Origin of the sequence: Pontibaca salina (genome assembly GCF_016307205.1) — a bacterium.
Taxonomy (GTDB): Bacteria; Pseudomonadota; Alphaproteobacteria; order Rhodobacterales; family Rhodobacteraceae; genus Pontibaca; species Pontibaca salina.
This window is the reverse complement of sequence record NZ_JAEIJD010000012.1, coordinates 35,084-49,872: the sequence shown is the minus strand read 5'-3', so window position 1 is coordinate 49,872 and position 14,789 is coordinate 35,084. Positions and strand designations below refer to the sequence as shown.

Annotated in this window: 16 protein-coding genes; 14 read left to right on the top strand and 2 right to left on the bottom strand. The window is 61.1% G+C overall.

All coding sequences use genetic code 11. The annotated features are described in order from the left end of the window. Position 1: 1 nt before the first annotated feature. From JAO82_RS12515 to serB, 6 genes are all read left to right on the top strand, one after another. On the top strand, positions 2-1,066 hold the full coding sequence (locus tag JAO82_RS12515; RefSeq protein ID WP_232897383.1) for a phage portal protein: 1,065 nt from the start codon (positions 2-4) through the stop codon (positions 1,064-1,066). A gap of 472 nt (positions 1,067-1,538) precedes the next feature. Then, positions 1,539-1,730 carry a hypothetical protein gene (locus tag JAO82_RS12510; protein ID WP_198686728.1) on the top strand — a complete coding sequence of 64 codons (192 nt, stop codon included), beginning with the start codon at positions 1,539-1,541 and terminating at the stop codon, positions 1,728-1,730. Continuing rightward, positions 1,723-2,193, top strand: coding sequence for a hypothetical protein (locus tag JAO82_RS12505; RefSeq protein ID WP_198686727.1), 471 nt, complete (start codon positions 1,723-1,725; stop codon positions 2,191-2,193). Before JAO82_RS12510 ends, JAO82_RS12505 begins: the two co-directional genes overlap by 8 nt. Before the next feature lie 89 nt (positions 2,194-2,282). Beyond that, positions 2,283-2,852 (top strand): hypothetical protein, encoded by a 570-nt coding sequence (locus JAO82_RS12500; protein WP_198686726.1) that lies wholly within the window; start codon positions 2,283-2,285, stop codon positions 2,850-2,852. 175 nt (positions 2,853-3,027) lie between these two features. Next, a complete protein-coding gene (locus JAO82_RS12495) occupies positions 3,028-4,053 on the top strand; it encodes a tyrosine-type recombinase/integrase (protein ID WP_198686725.1) in 1,026 nt (341 codons plus the stop codon). 138 nt (positions 4,054-4,191) lie between these two features. Then, positions 4,192-5,067 (top strand): phosphoserine phosphatase SerB, encoded by an 876-nt coding sequence (gene serB / locus JAO82_RS12490; protein WP_198686724.1) that lies wholly within the window; start codon positions 4,192-4,194, stop codon positions 5,065-5,067. 3 nt (positions 5,068-5,070) lie between these two features. Here the strand turns inward: serB and JAO82_RS12485 are convergent, their stop codons facing one another. Continuing rightward, on the bottom strand, positions 5,071-6,078 hold the full coding sequence (locus JAO82_RS12485; RefSeq protein WP_198686723.1) for an asparaginase: 1,008 nt from the start codon (positions 6,076-6,078) through the stop codon (positions 5,071-5,073). Positions 6,079-6,250: 172 nt separating this feature from the next. Here JAO82_RS12485 and JAO82_RS12480 point away from each other — a divergent pair, with 172 nt between their 5' ends. Together JAO82_RS12480 and rlmN are read left to right on the top strand one after the other, a co-directional pair. Continuing rightward, positions 6,251-6,784, top strand: a complete 534-nt coding sequence (locus tag JAO82_RS12480) for an invasion associated locus B family protein (RefSeq protein WP_198686722.1) — start codon at positions 6,251-6,253, stop codon at positions 6,782-6,784. Positions 6,785-6,909: 125 nt separating this feature from the next. Beyond that, the gene (gene rlmN, locus JAO82_RS12475) at positions 6,910-8,091 is read left to right on the top strand and encodes a 23S rRNA (adenine(2503)-C(2))-methyltransferase RlmN (protein WP_198686721.1); all 1,182 of its coding nucleotides are present in this window, start codon (positions 6,910-6,912) and stop codon (positions 8,089-8,091) included. Positions 8,092-8,097: 6 nt separating this feature from the next. Here the strand turns inward: rlmN and JAO82_RS12470 are convergent, their stop codons facing one another. Further along, on the bottom strand, positions 8,098-8,961 hold the full coding sequence (locus tag JAO82_RS12470; RefSeq protein WP_198686720.1) for an LOG family protein: 864 nt from the start codon (positions 8,959-8,961) through the stop codon (positions 8,098-8,100). 141 nt (positions 8,962-9,102) lie between these two features. Here JAO82_RS12470 and dapD point away from each other — a divergent pair, with 141 nt between their 5' ends. The 6 genes from dapD (at position 9,103) to rnr (ending at position 14,713) form a co-directional block, all read left to right on the top strand. Then, complete coding sequence (gene dapD, locus JAO82_RS12465; RefSeq protein WP_198686719.1) at positions 9,103-9,930, top strand: 2,3,4,5-tetrahydropyridine-2,6-dicarboxylate N-succinyltransferase; 828 nt, start codon at positions 9,103-9,105, stop codon at positions 9,928-9,930. Between the two features lie 72 nt (positions 9,931-10,002). Beyond that, positions 10,003-10,254, top strand: coding sequence for a GlsB/YeaQ/YmgE family stress response membrane protein (locus tag JAO82_RS12460; RefSeq protein WP_198686718.1), 252 nt, complete (start codon positions 10,003-10,005; stop codon positions 10,252-10,254). A gap of 46 nt (positions 10,255-10,300) precedes the next feature. Further along, positions 10,301-10,672, top strand: a complete 372-nt coding sequence (locus JAO82_RS12455) for a hypothetical protein (RefSeq protein ID WP_232897382.1) — start codon at positions 10,301-10,303, stop codon at positions 10,670-10,672. 34 nt (positions 10,673-10,706) lie between these two features. Then, positions 10,707-11,852, top strand: a complete 1,146-nt coding sequence (dapE, locus tag JAO82_RS12450) for a succinyl-diaminopimelate desuccinylase (RefSeq protein WP_198686717.1) — start codon at positions 10,707-10,709, stop codon at positions 11,850-11,852. 20 nt (positions 11,853-11,872) lie between these two features. Beyond that, positions 11,873-12,451, top strand: a complete 579-nt coding sequence (locus JAO82_RS12445) for a TIGR04282 family arsenosugar biosynthesis glycosyltransferase (RefSeq protein WP_198686759.1) — start codon at positions 11,873-11,875, stop codon at positions 12,449-12,451. A gap of 9 nt (positions 12,452-12,460) precedes the next feature. Continuing rightward, positions 12,461-14,713 (top strand): ribonuclease R, encoded by a 2,253-nt coding sequence (gene rnr / locus JAO82_RS12440; RefSeq protein ID WP_198686716.1) that lies wholly within the window; start codon positions 12,461-12,463, stop codon positions 14,711-14,713. The last annotated feature ends 76 nt before the right edge of the window (positions 14,714-14,789 follow it).

The window sequence follows — 14,789 nt, the reverse complement described above, 5'->3', positions numbered from 1 at the left end:
AATGCTGGGATGGTTCAACCGGCGCAAAACTGCGCCCGTCGAAACCCGATCGAGCGGCGCAGGCTACACCGCCGAGATCATGGCCGCGCGCGATAGCTTCATCAGCGGCCGGCGCGGCGTGGCCGAACTGACCGCCACCGTGCAAAGCTGCATCAGCCTCTGGGAAGGCGGGTTCGCGATGGCTGACGTGGATGGCACCGACCTGTTGACCAGGCAAACCATGGCAATGATCGCCCGATCGGTCGCACTCAACGGGGAATCGGTGCTTCTGGCCACCGAAGATGGACTGGTTCCCGCGGTAGATTGGGACGTGACCACGCGCAACGGCAAGCCCCGCGCCTATCGCCTGACCATCGCCGATGCTGGCGGCGGGCGCAGCCAGACGGCCCTTGCCCCCGAGGTGCTGCATCTGCGCATCGGCACCGACGCCGTGACGCCATGGATCGGCACCGCCCCGCTGCGTCGATCGAGCCTCACCGGTGGAATGCTTCACGCGGTCGAGACTGCCCTTGCCGAGACGTTCGAAAATGCACCGCTCGGCTCACTGATCGCGCACCTGCCAGACACCGGGGCCGATGACATGGCGTCGATGCGTGGCGCGTTCCGAGGGCGGCGCGGCTCTACGCTGGTGGTCGAGGGCGTTGCACAGGCGACGGCGGCAGGCATGAACCCGACGATCGGGCAGAAGCCGGACCAGCTGTCGCCGGACCTGTCCAAATCAATGACCGCCGAGACGCTGGCAGCGGCCCGTGACGGCATCACCATGGCCTATGGTGTCCTGCCCTCATATTTCAATCGCGCGGCCACAGGACCGGCTATTCGCGAGGCACAGCGCCAGTTGGCGGTCTGGACCTTGCAGCCGATCGCGCAGCTTCTGGCAGACGAGGCCACAGCCAAGCTGGGCGCAGCGGTCACGATCGACACAACCCGACCCTTGCAGGCGTATGACGCAGGCGGACGGGCTCGGGCACTGTCCACGATTATCAAGGCAATGGCGGAGGCAAAAGAAGCCGACATTCCGACTGCGGACGTGTCCGGCGCAATGAAACTGGTCGATTGGACCTAACGAGATAGGCAGGTCGCGCCTGGGCATCAGGACCGAAGCGACCCCGTTACTCGGCGAGTGGGTAAACCCCGAGATGGCGCGGCCTGCCTACCTTTCGCGGGCGCGGCGCAGGCTCGGCACGGCGATGGAACCGGGGCCGGGCCAATCACTTCAGGGGCGTCCTCAAAATTGAGGAGGCCCCATCATTCCCGGATCTGATCCAGAAGGCGGCGGATCATTTCCGGCCGGGATGGCGGCGGATCATGCTTGGCGCGCTCGGCATCCACCCAAGCGAGTAACTCAGGATGAAGGCGCAAAGTGATTGGTGTCGCGAAAGCACGTGGCCTGCCGCCCTTGTTCTTTTCGGTTTTCAATGTTGACAACCTATCGTCTGTGAGCCTAGGTTTATGATGTCGAAAACGACGCAGGCTGACAAGGTGCTACCAACACCCTGCCAGCCCTAACCGAAACCTGATCAAAGGAGGATCAGAGAATGGCTGTTCAAGCCCATAGCACAGACGCGCCCGGCGTCGCCAGACTCAACGAAATCCATGATTGCCTGACCCTTTCGCTGGATGCGACCGAACGGAGCAACGGCTATAGCCAAGCCGAGCGCGAGGCGCGCAGCTATATCCGGACCGCCCTCCGGCGCGTCAACAAGATGTTGGAGGTCGGCCATGAATGAGCACGTGAGCAACCCTCAGGCGGCGGAAAAGCCTGAACCCGTCACCGAATGGGAGAGCAACCAGGTCCACGGCCACGCCCTGACAATGGATTTCGTCTATGACAGCTTCCTGCGCCAGACTAATGCCTTGCGGGAAAAACAGGCGCGGTATCTCGAGTCATTGCCAACCGATCCGGATGCAGTAATCAAAGCTGCCCGCAAAGTCATGCATAGAGGCGGTTCGCGGTATCCCGAAGGGTTCGAACAAGCCTTGCACCTGTCCTATGCGCTGGACGCCATGGTCCGTGATGGCAACGTCGAGGATGAGGGCCGCACCCGCGATGCTACGATCTATCTTGCGGATCAGGTGGCATCCGGCCTGCACCGCGCCGCGCTGGCGCTGGACCGGATCGCCGACATTCTCGGAAACCGCGAACGCATCGCGCGCGATGACGAGCTGGAGCGTCATTTCAATAATAATTAAAAATAGCGCCCGTTAACCATGTTGACCCGGACTCCGCAAAGTACGCAAATGGAATTGACAGATTTCTATTCGTGGGATACGCAGATAGCATGAAAGCAGCAGCATTTGATAAGCTTATCGCGCAAGCGTACTCCGTCCCGCTCAACTCGGTGACGGTCCATGCGCGTAACCTGAAAGAGTCCGGGCTTTTGACCACAGGTGCGAGAGGCACCAACGCGCCGGACATGAAGCCCCTGGATGCGGCCCGCATGACCATCGTTCTGCTGTCCACGGATCGACCAGCCCGCGCAGTTGAGAGCCTGTCGGCGTATGGATCATTGACCCTTAACACGTCGTATTCCGAAGGCGACATTTCCGCCCTGGGCGAAGATGACAGATCCCTAGAGGGCGTCCTGCAATCGTTCTTTTCTTTCCGAGGGGCTGTTCCCGCTTTTCTAAGGCGCGTGGAGATCAACGAGCAGATGCGATCTGCAAAGGTCACCTTTTCAAAAGGCGGAACTAGAGGCGTCGCGCACTTCGACGGATCGGCACATGACGTGATCGAAGCCTATGCCGAGAGAAGAAATGAGTGCCTGCAAACTATCCGGGGCCTCAACCAAGCCCCGATGATCAGCGTTGCGCTGGCGGTTAACGAAAACGTCGAGGTGAAGGAAGAATGACCCGCCCCGCCCTTCTTCCCCCGTATGTTACGCCCGCTCAATTGGCAGACCACTTTGGGCTGTCGGAACGGTCCGTTCGCGCAATGGCGCGCCAACTCGGGGCTTGTCGCGAGCAAGGCAAGACAATGATCATGCTGGAAGATGACGTGACCCTGTTCATGGAGGCGATGAAACCATGTCCCTCACCCTCACAAAGCGCGGCCGCATCTGGCACTACTCGGGAACTGTTGCCGGGCGGAGACTACGCGGCACTACAGGCGCGACTGAAAAAGAAATCGCCCAAAGGTTCGCGGCGGAAGTCGAGCACCGGGCATGGCAGCGTCGTTTCGATGGACCGGGCGCGGGGCTGACGATGGCACAGACCTTTACGGCATATCTCGATACGGGCAAATCTGACAGGTTTCTGGCGAAGTTGGCAAGCTACTGGAAGAATGCACGGGTCGAGGGCATCACGCCCGAAGCGATCCGTCGATCGGCTCGCATGATCTATCCGAACGCACAGCCAGCAACATGGAACCGCCAGGTCATTGTCCCAACTGCTGCGGCGATCAATTACGCCTCATCGCTTGGCTGGTGCGATCCGATCCGGGTCAAGCGGTTCACGGTCACTGCCAAGAAGAAAACGCCCGCAGATCTGGCATGGGTCAACGCCTTCGCAAGCCAAGCAACACAAGACGGGTTGCCGCATCTCGCTGCGCTCTGTTTGTTCATGTTTGCCACCGGCGCGCGCGTCGGCGAAGCAACCGCCCTCACATGGGCGGACGTGGATCTGTCGAGCGCGATCGCGATCATCAGCCAAACCAAGACGGAGCACATCCGCGATGCGCATCTGCCGTCCCGCGTGATTGCGGCCCTGGCAAATATTGGCGGCAATCGAAACCCATCTGAACTGGTATTCGGCTATGCAGGCCGGGGCAGCGTCACGAAAGTCTGGAACAATGTTGCCGCCCGGGCCGGGATCGAACCATTGACCCCCCACTGCTGCCGCCATGGCTTTGCAACATCGATGCTGCATCAGGGCTTTGACCCCAAGACCGTGGCAGAGCGCGGGGGCTGGAAAGACGCCACAACCGTTCTGCGGACCTACGCCCACGCCCTCAAAGACAAGACTGTGACTGACGCCCTATTTGACACAAAACTGACACAACCAGATTGCGGATCAAGCGCAAGTATCAGAAATCACACGGGAAATACGGCATGAACACTACCCCTCGTTGGGGAGGGGTGTCCCACGTTTTTGATAGGGTGCAGGGCGGTCTTTCACAAGACAAAAAAGGTGGCTATAGCATCAAACGACAGACCGACCGCCCGCGTGCGATGCTGATCGGAGACCGGCCAGATGTATATTGCCACCCTTCTTGCCAATCCCGAACGGCCCACGCTTGAGCCGGCGCTGGTCGACTCGCTGCGCAATGCCTGGGGCGGCGGAGATGCTTTGTGGCTAGCCCCGAATGAGGCGGCGGAATTTACCCTGCCCCACTCACCAGACAATCTGTGGGCGGTTTGGACCAACCTGCAATCGCTGAAAATCGATCTGGCGATTCAGCCCGCGAAAGAGCGCCGCAAAAAGATGCTGTTGGCGGATATGGACAGCACCATGATCCGGCAGGAATGCATTGACGAACTTGCCGATGTGGCCGGGTTTGGGGCACAGGTGCGCGACATCACCGCCCGCGCGATGAATGGCGAACTGGATTTCGAAGCCGCCCTGATCGAACGCGTCGCGCTGCTGCAAGGGTTGGATCAAGATGTGATCGCGCAGGTTCTCGCCGAACGCATCACCCTGATGCCGGGCGGGCGGACGCTGGTCGCCACGATGCAGGCGAACGGCGCTTATGCAGCGCTGGTATCGGGCGGATTTACGGCCTTTACCGCCGCCGTCGCCGCGCAGCTTGGCTTTGACGAAAACCGCGCCAATACGCTGCTGATCGAGGAAGGTAAGCTGACCGGCGATGTTGCGCGTCCGATCCTCGGGCGCGAGGCCAAGATCGAAGCGCTGGAACAGATCAGCGCAAAACTGGGCATTGCCGAGACCGACGTGATCGCCGTTGGCGATGGTGCTAATGATCTGGGCATGTTGCACCGGGCCGGAACCGGCGTTGCCCTGCACGCCAAGCCCAGTGTCGCCGCCGAGTGCGAGATCCGCGTAAACCACGGCGATCTAACCGCGCTGCTTTATTTACAAGGTTATGCGCAGGAGGAGTTTGCGGCCTGATAATCAGCCGGTTCGCGTTAGTAACCCGGATGCAGGCCGCATTGCCCCCGCTTCAATCCCGCGCCAACTGCGCAGCACCGGGGTCATGAATTCCTGCGCCGCAGGATGGCTTGCATCCAGCACGCCCAGACCCACCAGAATCGCAGCAATGGCACATTCCGCGCCGCGATTGGCCCCATCGGCAATCTTGACCGCCACGCCCAGTTGCAACTCGGGCACGATGGCGATGAAAACCCCCTCTGCCCCCATCTTGACCGCAACCTTGCCATCCATGGCGCGCATCAGACCGGTGCAGGCACGGCCCTCGCCAGCGACCAATTCGGGATGCGCCATCATCGCGGCCGTCAGCCGCTGCGCCGCCGTTGCCATGCGGCTGCCCCCGTCGCGGGCGCTGGCAAAGAACGCCATTGCCCGGGCCAGACCGTGCATGGTCGTGGCGAAATTAGGTGCCGAGCAGCCATCGATGCCATAACCCGGACTGGTCTGGTCGGTTACCTCTTCAAAGGCGGCCAGACAGGCCTGCTGTACCGGGTGATCGATCTTTTCGTAATCCGGTCCGGCCTGCATATGCGCATTCAGCGTCAGGAAACCGCAATGTTTGCCAGAGCAGTTATTGTGAATTTGACACGGGCTGCTATCGGCGCAGATCAGATCGCGGCTGGCTGTCTTGTCGCTGGGCATCTGCAGCCCGCAGCGCAAATCGTCATCCGTCAATTCCAACTGATTTAGCCAGGCAAGCGCGCGGTCGGTATGGATCGCGGCACCCGTATGCGAGGCACAGGCCAGCGCCAGTTGCTCATCGGTCAGGCCGAATTTATCCGCTGCACCTGAGGTCAGCAAAGGCAGCGCCTGAATCATCTTGGCCGAACTGCGAGGATAGATCACCGCCTGCGGATCGCCCCAAGCGCGCACGACTTCGCCCTTGGCATCGCAGATCACCGCGTGTCCCGCGTGGACGCTTTCCAGAAGCGGACCCCGCCAGATTTCGGCCAATGGTTCGGGTCTGTTCATCCTAGCACCTCACAACTTGGCGAATTCATGTCATTCCGGTCTTTCGCCCGCGGTGCTAATTACGCTAGGATGCGCATGTCGGCAAGCGACGGGCAGCGCCACAAGACGGCCGGCAAGGTCCGCAGGCGCCGTTCTGGAAATTGAGGTAAGGACAGTCTGGAGGCTGGACAAAATGAGATCACCACTCGCCCGCAGATTGATCGCGGGCCTGTCTCTGGCCGTGATGGCCACTGCTGTATCGGCGCAGCAACAAAGCTCGAACCGGGTTGCTGCAAAAACCGACTGGAGCGTGTTCGTCGAGGACAATCCCACCGAATGCTGGAGCGTGTCGGCCCCCAAGAAAACCGTCAACACCCGCGACGGGCGTACGGTGGCCGTGCGACGGGGCGATATCCTGCTGTTCGTGTTCTACCGCCCTGCTGCCGGGGTAAAAGGTCAACTGACCTTCACCGGTGGCTATCCCTTTGCCGATGGCTCGACCGTCAATCTCAAGATTGGCGACGACCAATTCGAATTGTTCACCGATGGTGACTGGGCCTGGCCCGCCACCACCGAGGATGACGCCAAGATCATCGCCGCGATGAAACGGGGCGCCGATGCGGTCCTGACGGCACGCTCGTCGCGCGGTACGCAGACCAAGGATACATTCTCGCTGATGGGCTTCACCGCGGCGGTTGAGGACGCGGCGAAACGCTGTTCAAAGTGATCTGACCGACCGATTAATCCGTTAGTTATAGCCGCACCTGCAAAGGTGCGGCCTTGTTTGTTTGGAAATGCGCGCGAAACCCTATATAGGGTCCCTCTGCCACTCCGAATCCCAAAGGTAACACTATGGCTGCCAGCGCGCCGATCACACAGGATGTGATGACCATCCCCCGCAAACTCCCCGATGGGCCGGTCAACCTTGTCGGGTTGACCCGCGAAGCCATGCGCGATGCACTGATTGGTGCCGGAACGCCGGAACGCCAAGCGAATATGCGCACCGGCCAGATCTGGCAGTGGATTTATCAATGGGGCGTGCGCGATTTTGCCGCCATGACCAATCTGGCCAAAGCCTATCGTGCGCAATTGGCCGAACATTTCGTGATCGAAATTCCCGAGGTGGTCAGCCGGCAGGTCAGCAGTGACGGCACCCGAAAATATCTGGTGCGCATCGCCGGCGGGCACGAGGTCGAGGTGGTCTATATCCCCGAAGAGGGGCGCGGCACCTTGTGCATTTCCTCGCAGGTCGGCTGCACACTGACTTGTTCGTTCTGCCATACCGGCACGCAGAAATTGGTGCGCAACCTTTCCGCCGGTGAAATCATCGGTCAGGTCATGGTGGCGCGCGACGATCTGAACGAATGGCCCGAGCAGGGTGTGCCCAAGGATGAAACCCGCCTCTTGTCCAACATCGTGCTGATGGGCATGGGCGAGCCGCTATATAACTTTGAAAATGTGCGCGACGCGATGAAAATCGCCATGGACGCCGAGGGCATCCAGTTATCGCGCCGCCGCATCACCCTTTCGACCAGCGGCGTGGTGCCCGAAATCGCCCGCACCGCGCAAGAGATCGGCTGCCAATTGGCGGTCTCGTTCCACGCCACCACTGACGAGGTGCGCGATAAGCTGGTACCAATCAACCGCAAATGGAACATCGCGGCATTGCTGGACGCACTGCGCAGTTATCCGCGGGTCTCGAACTCCGAGCGCATCACCTTTGAGTATGTGATGCTGGACGGTGTGAATGACAGCGACGAGGACGCCCGTCGGCTGATCCAACTGATCGATGGGATTCCGGCCAAGATCAACCTGATCCCGTTCAATGAATGGCCGAGTGCGCCTTACAAACGGTCGTCGAATAACCGGATTCGCGCTTTTGCAGACATTATCTACAAGGCCGGATATGCCAGCCCCATCCGCACCCCGCGCGGCGAGGACATCATGGCCGCCTGCGGTCAGTTGAAATCGGCAACCGAGCGGGCCCGCAAGACGCGTGCCCAGATCGCGGCGGAAATCGGCCTAAACGGCTGAGCCGAATCAGGGGTCGACCGTCTCTGGCAGATCCGGAATCGTGCTGCGTTTTTTACCCGCATCGGGCCAATTGTCGATCAGATGGATCGCCTCTTGCGCGGTTTCGACATAGCGGAACAGGTCCAAATCCTCGTCCGAAATGGTGCCAGCATCGGCCAGTGCAGGCCAGTTGATGATCCGCTCCCAGAACTCGCGGCCAAACAGCAGGAACGGGATGCGCTCCATCCGGCCAGTCTGGATCAAGGTCAGGGTTTCGAACATTTCATCCAGCGTCCCGAATCCGCCGGGAAAAATGCAGATTGCCTTGGCCCGCATCAGGAAATGCATCTTGCGGATCGCGAAATAATGGAAGTTGAATGCCAGATCGGGCGTGACAAATTCATTGGGGGCCTGTTCATGCGGGAGCACGATGTTCAGACCGATGGAAATGCCGCCCGCATCATACGCGCCGCGGTTTCCGGCTTCCATGACGCCGGGGCCGCCGCCGGTGCAGACCACATTTTCGCGCTGGCCATTGGCGACCGATCGCTCGGTTATCAACCGCGCAAATTCGCGCGCCTGATCGTAATATTTTGACAGTCCTGCCAGCGTTTCCGTGCGTGCCTCATCCTTATGCGCGGGGTCGGGGATGCGGGCGCCACCAAACAGCACAACCGTGCTGGCGATCTGCATCTCATCCAAAGCCATCTGCGGTTTCAGCAATTCCAGTTGCAGGCGCACTGGCCGCAGCTCCTCGCGGCACAGAAAATCGTCATCAGCGAAAGCCAACCGATAGGCCGGGTTCCGCGTTTGCGGCGTGTCCGGCACGCCCTTTGCCGTTGTCCTGTCGGAGTGGGCGTCACGGAATCGGCTTAGGCGTTCATCTCTCATTCTGAAATCCTTGCTTGAGCATCTATTTCTGACTTATAGATGTCATGTCTGCAAGGCCAGTGACGGGCGCGTGATGAGCAATTGGCCCGCCAGCCGCGCCGCTATCGCCACAGTCACATGCCCTGACCCAAGGAGACCTCCATGGCCGACGCTCAGCTTGAAGCCGCGATCGAAGCCGCGTGGAGCGCGCGCGACACCATCAGCCCCGCCACCGGCGGCGAAACCCGTGCGGCGATCGAGGCCACGTTGAACGCTCTGGACAGCGGCAAGCTGCGCGTCGCCGAACGCCGCGATGACGGCGTGTGGCACGTGAACCAGTGGGCCAAGAAAGCGGTTCTGCTGAGCTTCCGTCTCAAGGACATGGAGATTCAGTACGGCGGCCCTCAAGGCAGTGGCTGGTGGGACAAGGTCGACAGCAAGTTCCGTGGCTGGGGCGACCATGAATGGCGGCAAGCGGGATTTCGCGCGGTGTCGCACTCGGTTGTGCGCCATTCGGCCTATATCGCACCCGGTGCGGTGTTGATGCCAAGCTTTGTCAATCTTGGCGCCTATGTGGGCGAAGGCACGATGGTCGACACTTGGGCTTCGGTTGGCAGTTGTGCCCAGATTGGTAAGCACGTGCATCTGTCCGGCGGCGTCGGGATCGGTGGCGTATTGGAACCCATGCAGGCCGGACCGACGATCATCGAAGACAATTGTTTCATCGGTGCCCGTTCCGAGGTGGTTGAGGGCGTGATCGTGCGCGAAGGCTCGGTGCTTGGGATGGGTGTGTTCATCGGCCAGTCCACCAAGATTGTCGACCGCGAGACCGGCAAAGTCATATATGGCGAGGTACCGCCCTATTCGGTAGTTGTCGCCGGATCGATGCCCAGCAAAAACAATATCAGCCTGTACTGCGCGGTGATCGTCAAGCGGGTCGATGAAAAGACTCGCTCCAAGACCGGCGTCAACGAATTGCTGCGTGATTGACGAAACATTAGGGGCGGAACTTTCTCACCTTTTCCGGCGTTCGTCTTGAATTGGCAAAAAGGGAATGGCACGATGGGCATTGGCATTATCGGCGCAATCATCGTCGGCGGCTTGGCCGGCTGGATTGCCAGCATGATTATGAACACCAACACCGGGATCTTCGCAAATATCGGTCTGGGAATTGTCGGGGCGGTACTGCTTAATCTGATCCTCGGTCTGTTTGGGATCTATGCTGCCAACGCGTGGATACCGCAATTGATCGTCGGGCTGGTCGGGGCCTGTCTGTTGATATGGGCCTGGCGCGCCATCAGCGCGCGAAGCTGACCCTTTCCAAGATTGCACGGACGCGCTAGGGCTGCCATTGTTCACAATGGTGGCCCTTCTCATGTCTGATCAGCCAAAAACCAGAAAACCCAGCCGCCAGCAGGTGTATACGCTGCTGGTTCAGATCGGCCGCAAAGCCGGTGACGGGCTGCCCGATGGCGCGACAGGCGCGGCGCTGATAATCTATGCCTCGGGCGTGGACGAGGCCGAAGCAGTGCGCGAGACTGTCGCGATCCTGAAACAGGCCGATACCGCGCCACTGGACGTGACCGGATACGGCACCCTGCCCGAACGCGAAGCGCAAGGCCACGAAATCGCTGCCGAAGAACGGGCGCTGATGCAGCGCGCGCTGGACGAGAACGCGGTGATCGTCGCGCAGATGACACCGTTTTTCGATGAGGAGACCGGGCCGCACTGACCCTGCCGAACAGATCCAGAGGATTGGAAGGACCATGTCAAACACCGACCCCGTCGCTCTGTCTGCCGATCTAATTCGCTGCGCCTCGGTCACTCCCGAAGAAGGCGGCGCGCTGACATTACTGGAAACCCGACTCGCGGCGGCGGGGTTCGACTGTGTTCGCGCCGATCGGAATGGCATCGCCAACCTGTTCGCGCGCTGGGGCCCGAAAGGCCACCCCCGCAGTTTCGGCTTCAACGGGCATACCGACGTGGTTCCAGTTGGCGACTTGGCAGAGTGGAGCGTGCCGCCCTTTGCCGCTGTGGAATGCGATGGCGTACTTTATGGGCGCGGGGCCTGCGACATGAAATCGGGCGTTGCCGCCTTCGCCGCCGCAGCAATGGATTTCGTCCGCGACACCCCCCCCAAGGGCGCGATCATTCTTGCCATCACCGGCGATGAAGAGGGCGACGCACAGGATGGCACGCTTGCCCTGCTCGATCACATGGCCAAGGCCGGCGAGGCGATGTCGGTCTGCCTTGTGGGCGAACCGACCTGCCGTGAACGTGTGGGTGACATGATCAAGATCGGCCGGCGCGGCTCGCTGAATGCGTGGCTGACCGTGACCGGCAGCCAAGGCCATGTCGCCTATCCACAGCGCGCGCGCAATCCATTGTCCGCGCTGGTGCGGTTGTTGGATCGGCTGGCGCACCATGAACTCGACCAAGGGACCGATTATTTCGATGCTTCCACTCTTGCGATCACCACCATTGATACCGGTAATCCGGCGACCAATGTGATCCCTGCACAATGCCGCGCGACGGTGAACATAAGGTTTAACGACAGTCACAGCGGTGACAGCCTTTCCCTCTGGCTGCGCGATCAGGCCGACATGATCGCCCAGAAATTCGGCGTCGAGATCACGACCGAGATCAAGGTTTCCGGCGAAAGCTTTTTGACGCCGCCGGGGCCGTTGCCGGATCTGATCAAGGGCGCGATCAAGACAGAAACCGGGATCACGCCGGAGTTGTCCACTTCGGGTGGCACCTCGGATGCGCGTTTTGTCAAGAACCATTGCCCGGTGGTCGAGGTCGGCCTTGTCGGCAAGACCATGCACCAGGTCGATGAACATGTGGAAATCGACCAGATTCACCAGTTGAAAGCGCTTTATACCCGCATCTTGCGAGATTACTTCGCTTGAAACGCCAAACCCTGATCGTGATGTTGAAAGAACCGCGCCCCGGCCGGGTCAAGACGCGATTGGGGCGCGATATCGGCATGATTCGCGCCGCGTGGTGGTTCCGTCACCAATGCGTCCGTCTGTTGCGCGAAATCCGCGACCCGCGCTGGCATCTGCTGCTCGCGGTCACACCGGACCGGGCCGGAATGGCCAGCCGAATCTGGCCCGCCGATCTGGCAAGGATTCCGCAAGGCGGCGGCGATCTGGGCACGCGAATGGCGCGCGCAATGCGGGCGGCTCCGGCAGGTCCGGTCTGCGTGATCGGGGCCGACATTCCCGCCCTGCGCCGCCGCCATGTGGCGCGTGCTTTCGCCGCGCTTGGCGCGCATGACGCGGTATTCGGCCCTGCCCGCGATGGCGGTTACTGGCTGGTCGGGCTGAAGCACTCGCACCGCGTGCCCCCCAGCATCTTCGCCGATGTGCGCTGGTCTTCGCCCCATGCCCTGAGTGACAGCATGGCAAGCCTGCCCGACGCCAGAATCGCCTTGGTTGACCATCTCCGCGATATCGACACTGCTGCCGATCTTTTTGCCGATGACGACACGCAAAACCCGTGTTAGGGCAGAGATATGACGCGCATACCTACAAAGGCCGAGATCCTCGACTGGATTTCCGCCAACCCGACCCTCAGTAATAGACGTGCTATCGCCAAGGCCTTTGGCATCAAGGGGGCTGCGCGAATCGATCTCAAGCGATTGCTGCGCGAACTTGAGGACGAGGGCCATCTGGAAAAGCGCCGCAAGACCTATCACGACCCCGACCGCCTGCCGCCGGTCAGCGTGTTGCAGGTCAAGGCACCGGACGCCAACGGTGATCTGTTCGCGCGACCACTGGAATGGCACGGCGAAGGGGTGGAACCCGCGGTGCTGATAATCCCGCGCGCCAGCGATCCGGCGCTGGGTGAAGGCGACCGCATCCTCGCCCGCCTGACAGTGGTGCATGAAGAGGAATATAATTACGAGGCGCGGCTAATCCGGCGCATCGGCAGCAGTCCCGCCAAGATCGTTGGTATCTACCGCAAAGGCTCCGAGGGCGGGCGCATCGTGCCCATCGACAAGGGCCAGAACAAGGAATGGCTCGTCCCCGAGAATGCCACTGGCGGCGCAGCAGACGGTGAGTTGGTTGAAGCAGAGCAAAGCGGGCCGAGGGGCCGGCTTGGTCTGCCCCGTGCCCGCATTCTGGACCGGCTCGGCGATCCGTCCTCGCCCAAAGCGGTGTCGCTGATCGCGATCCACCAGCACGGCATCCCTGACGAGTTTGCCGATGAAACGATCGCCGAGGCCGACGCGATGTCGCCCGTCGGGCTGGAGGGGCGCGAAGACATGCGCGACCTGCCGCTGGTCACCATCGACCCGTCGGACGCGCGCGACCATGACGATGCCTGCTATGCCCATGCCGACGATGATCCCAACAACGAAGGCGGCCATGTAATTTGGGTCGCCATCGCCGATGTCGCCGCCTATGTGCGCCCCGGCACCGCACTGGATCGCGACGCCTTCAAGCGGGGCAACTCGACCTATTTCCCCGACCGCGTTGTGCCGATGCTGCCCGACCGGCTGTCGGGCGATCTGTGTTCGCTGCACGAAGGCGTGCCGCGCGCCTGTATCGCCGTGCGGATGCAGATCGACGCATTCGGTCAGAAAATCAGCCACCGCTTCCATCGCGCCATGATGCGCTCGGGCGCATCGCTACATTATGGCGAGGTGCAAGAGGCCATTGATGGCAACCCGAACGAGCGCACTGGTCCGCTGCTTGATCCCTTGCTGAAACCACTTTTTGCCGCCTATCGCGCGTTGGCCGAGGCCCGCAAGAAACGTCAGCCTCTGGATCTGGACCTGCCCGAGCGACGGATCGAACTGGACGAAGACGGCACCGTCACCGCGGTCAATTTCCGCGAACGGCTGGATGCCCATCGCCTGATCGAGGAATTCATGGTGCTCGCCAATGTCTGCGCCGCCGAAACCTTGATCGCCAAACGCACGCCGCTGCTGTTCCGGGTGCATGAAGAGCCAACGCCCGAGAAACTTGAGGCGCTGCGCGAAACCGCCACCGCCTCGGGCTATACGCTGGCCAAGGGGCAGGTGTTGCAGACCCGGCACCTGAACAACCTGCTGAACCAAGCCGCTGGCGGCGATGACGCAGAACTGATCAATATGGCGACATTGCGCGCGATGACCCAGGCCTATTACGCGCCCGAAAATTTCAGCCATTTCGGGCTGGCACTGACCCGCTATGCGCATTTCACCTCGCCGATTCGGCGCTATGCCGATCTGGTCGTGCACCGCGCGCTGATCTCTGCGCATGGCTGGGGCAAGGACGGACTTGACGCCGACCAGATCGACCGACTGGACCGCATCGCCGAACATATTTCCGAGACCGAGCGCCGCTCGATGATGGCCGAGCGCGACACCACCGACCGTTACCTTGCCGCCTATATGTCCGAGCGCGTGGGCAGCGAATTTGGCGGGCGGATCAGCGGCATCGCGCGTTTTGGCCTGTTCGTGTCACTGGATGAAACTGGCGCCGACGGGTTGATCCCGATCCGCACACTGGGCACCGAATACTACCATTTCGACCGCGAAGCCGGCACATTGATGGGCGCGGATACCGGCGTGGTGATCAGTATCGGCCAACGGGTCACCGTGCGTCTGGCGCAGGCTGCGCCGATGACCGGTGGCTTGGAACTGGAACTACTGGAGCTAGAGGACAGCCCCCTGCCCCGCCCGCGCTCGCCCGCCGGGCGCAGCCCCCGACGCAAGGCTGCCAAGGCCAAGCGCAAGGCCGACAAGATCAAACGGAAGGTCGTCCGCAAACGCAAATAGGCTTGGGCCCAAGGCTCACTCAAGCCTTTTGCGATTGCCCGGATTCGGGTATGTTTGCCAAAGGCAAACAATCGGG

Bases quoted from the DNA above. Each gene is read 5' to 3' on its own strand.
- JAO82_RS12515 (WP_232897383.1), top strand. From the start codon at position 2: ATGCTGGGATGGTTCAACCGGCGCAAAACTGCGCCCGTCGAAACCCGA.
- JAO82_RS12510 (WP_198686728.1), top strand. From the start codon at position 1,539: ATGGCTGTTCAAGCCCATAGCACAGACGCGCCCGGCGTCGCCAGACTC.
- JAO82_RS12505 (WP_198686727.1), top strand. From the start codon at position 1,723: ATGAATGAGCACGTGAGCAACCCTCAGGCGGCGGAAAAGCCTGAACCC.
- JAO82_RS12500 (WP_198686726.1), top strand. From the start codon at position 2,283: ATGAAAGCAGCAGCATTTGATAAGCTTATCGCGCAAGCGTACTCCGTC.
- JAO82_RS12495 (WP_198686725.1), top strand. From the start codon at position 3,028: ATGTCCCTCACCCTCACAAAGCGCGGCCGCATCTGGCACTACTCGGGA.
- serB (WP_198686724.1), top strand. From the start codon at position 4,192: ATGTATATTGCCACCCTTCTTGCCAATCCCGAACGGCCCACGCTTGAG.
- JAO82_RS12485 (WP_198686723.1), bottom strand. From the start codon at position 6,078: ATGAACAGACCCGAACCATTGGCCGAAATCTGGCGGGGTCCGCTTCTG.
- JAO82_RS12480 (WP_198686722.1), top strand. From the start codon at position 6,251: ATGAGATCACCACTCGCCCGCAGATTGATCGCGGGCCTGTCTCTGGCC.
- rlmN (WP_198686721.1), top strand. From the start codon at position 6,910: ATGGCTGCCAGCGCGCCGATCACACAGGATGTGATGACCATCCCCCGC.
- JAO82_RS12470 (WP_198686720.1), bottom strand. From the start codon at position 8,961: ATGAGAGATGAACGCCTAAGCCGATTCCGTGACGCCCACTCCGACAGG.
- dapD (WP_198686719.1), top strand. From the start codon at position 9,103: ATGGCCGACGCTCAGCTTGAAGCCGCGATCGAAGCCGCGTGGAGCGCG.
- JAO82_RS12460 (WP_198686718.1), top strand. From the start codon at position 10,003: ATGGGCATTGGCATTATCGGCGCAATCATCGTCGGCGGCTTGGCCGGC.
- JAO82_RS12455 (WP_232897382.1), top strand. From the start codon at position 10,301: ATGGTGGCCCTTCTCATGTCTGATCAGCCAAAAACCAGAAAACCCAGC.
- dapE (WP_198686717.1), top strand. From the start codon at position 10,707: ATGTCAAACACCGACCCCGTCGCTCTGTCTGCCGATCTAATTCGCTGC.
- JAO82_RS12445 (WP_198686759.1), top strand. From the start codon at position 11,873: ATGTTGAAAGAACCGCGCCCCGGCCGGGTCAAGACGCGATTGGGGCGC.
- rnr (WP_198686716.1), top strand. From the start codon at position 12,461: ATGACGCGCATACCTACAAAGGCCGAGATCCTCGACTGGATTTCCGCC.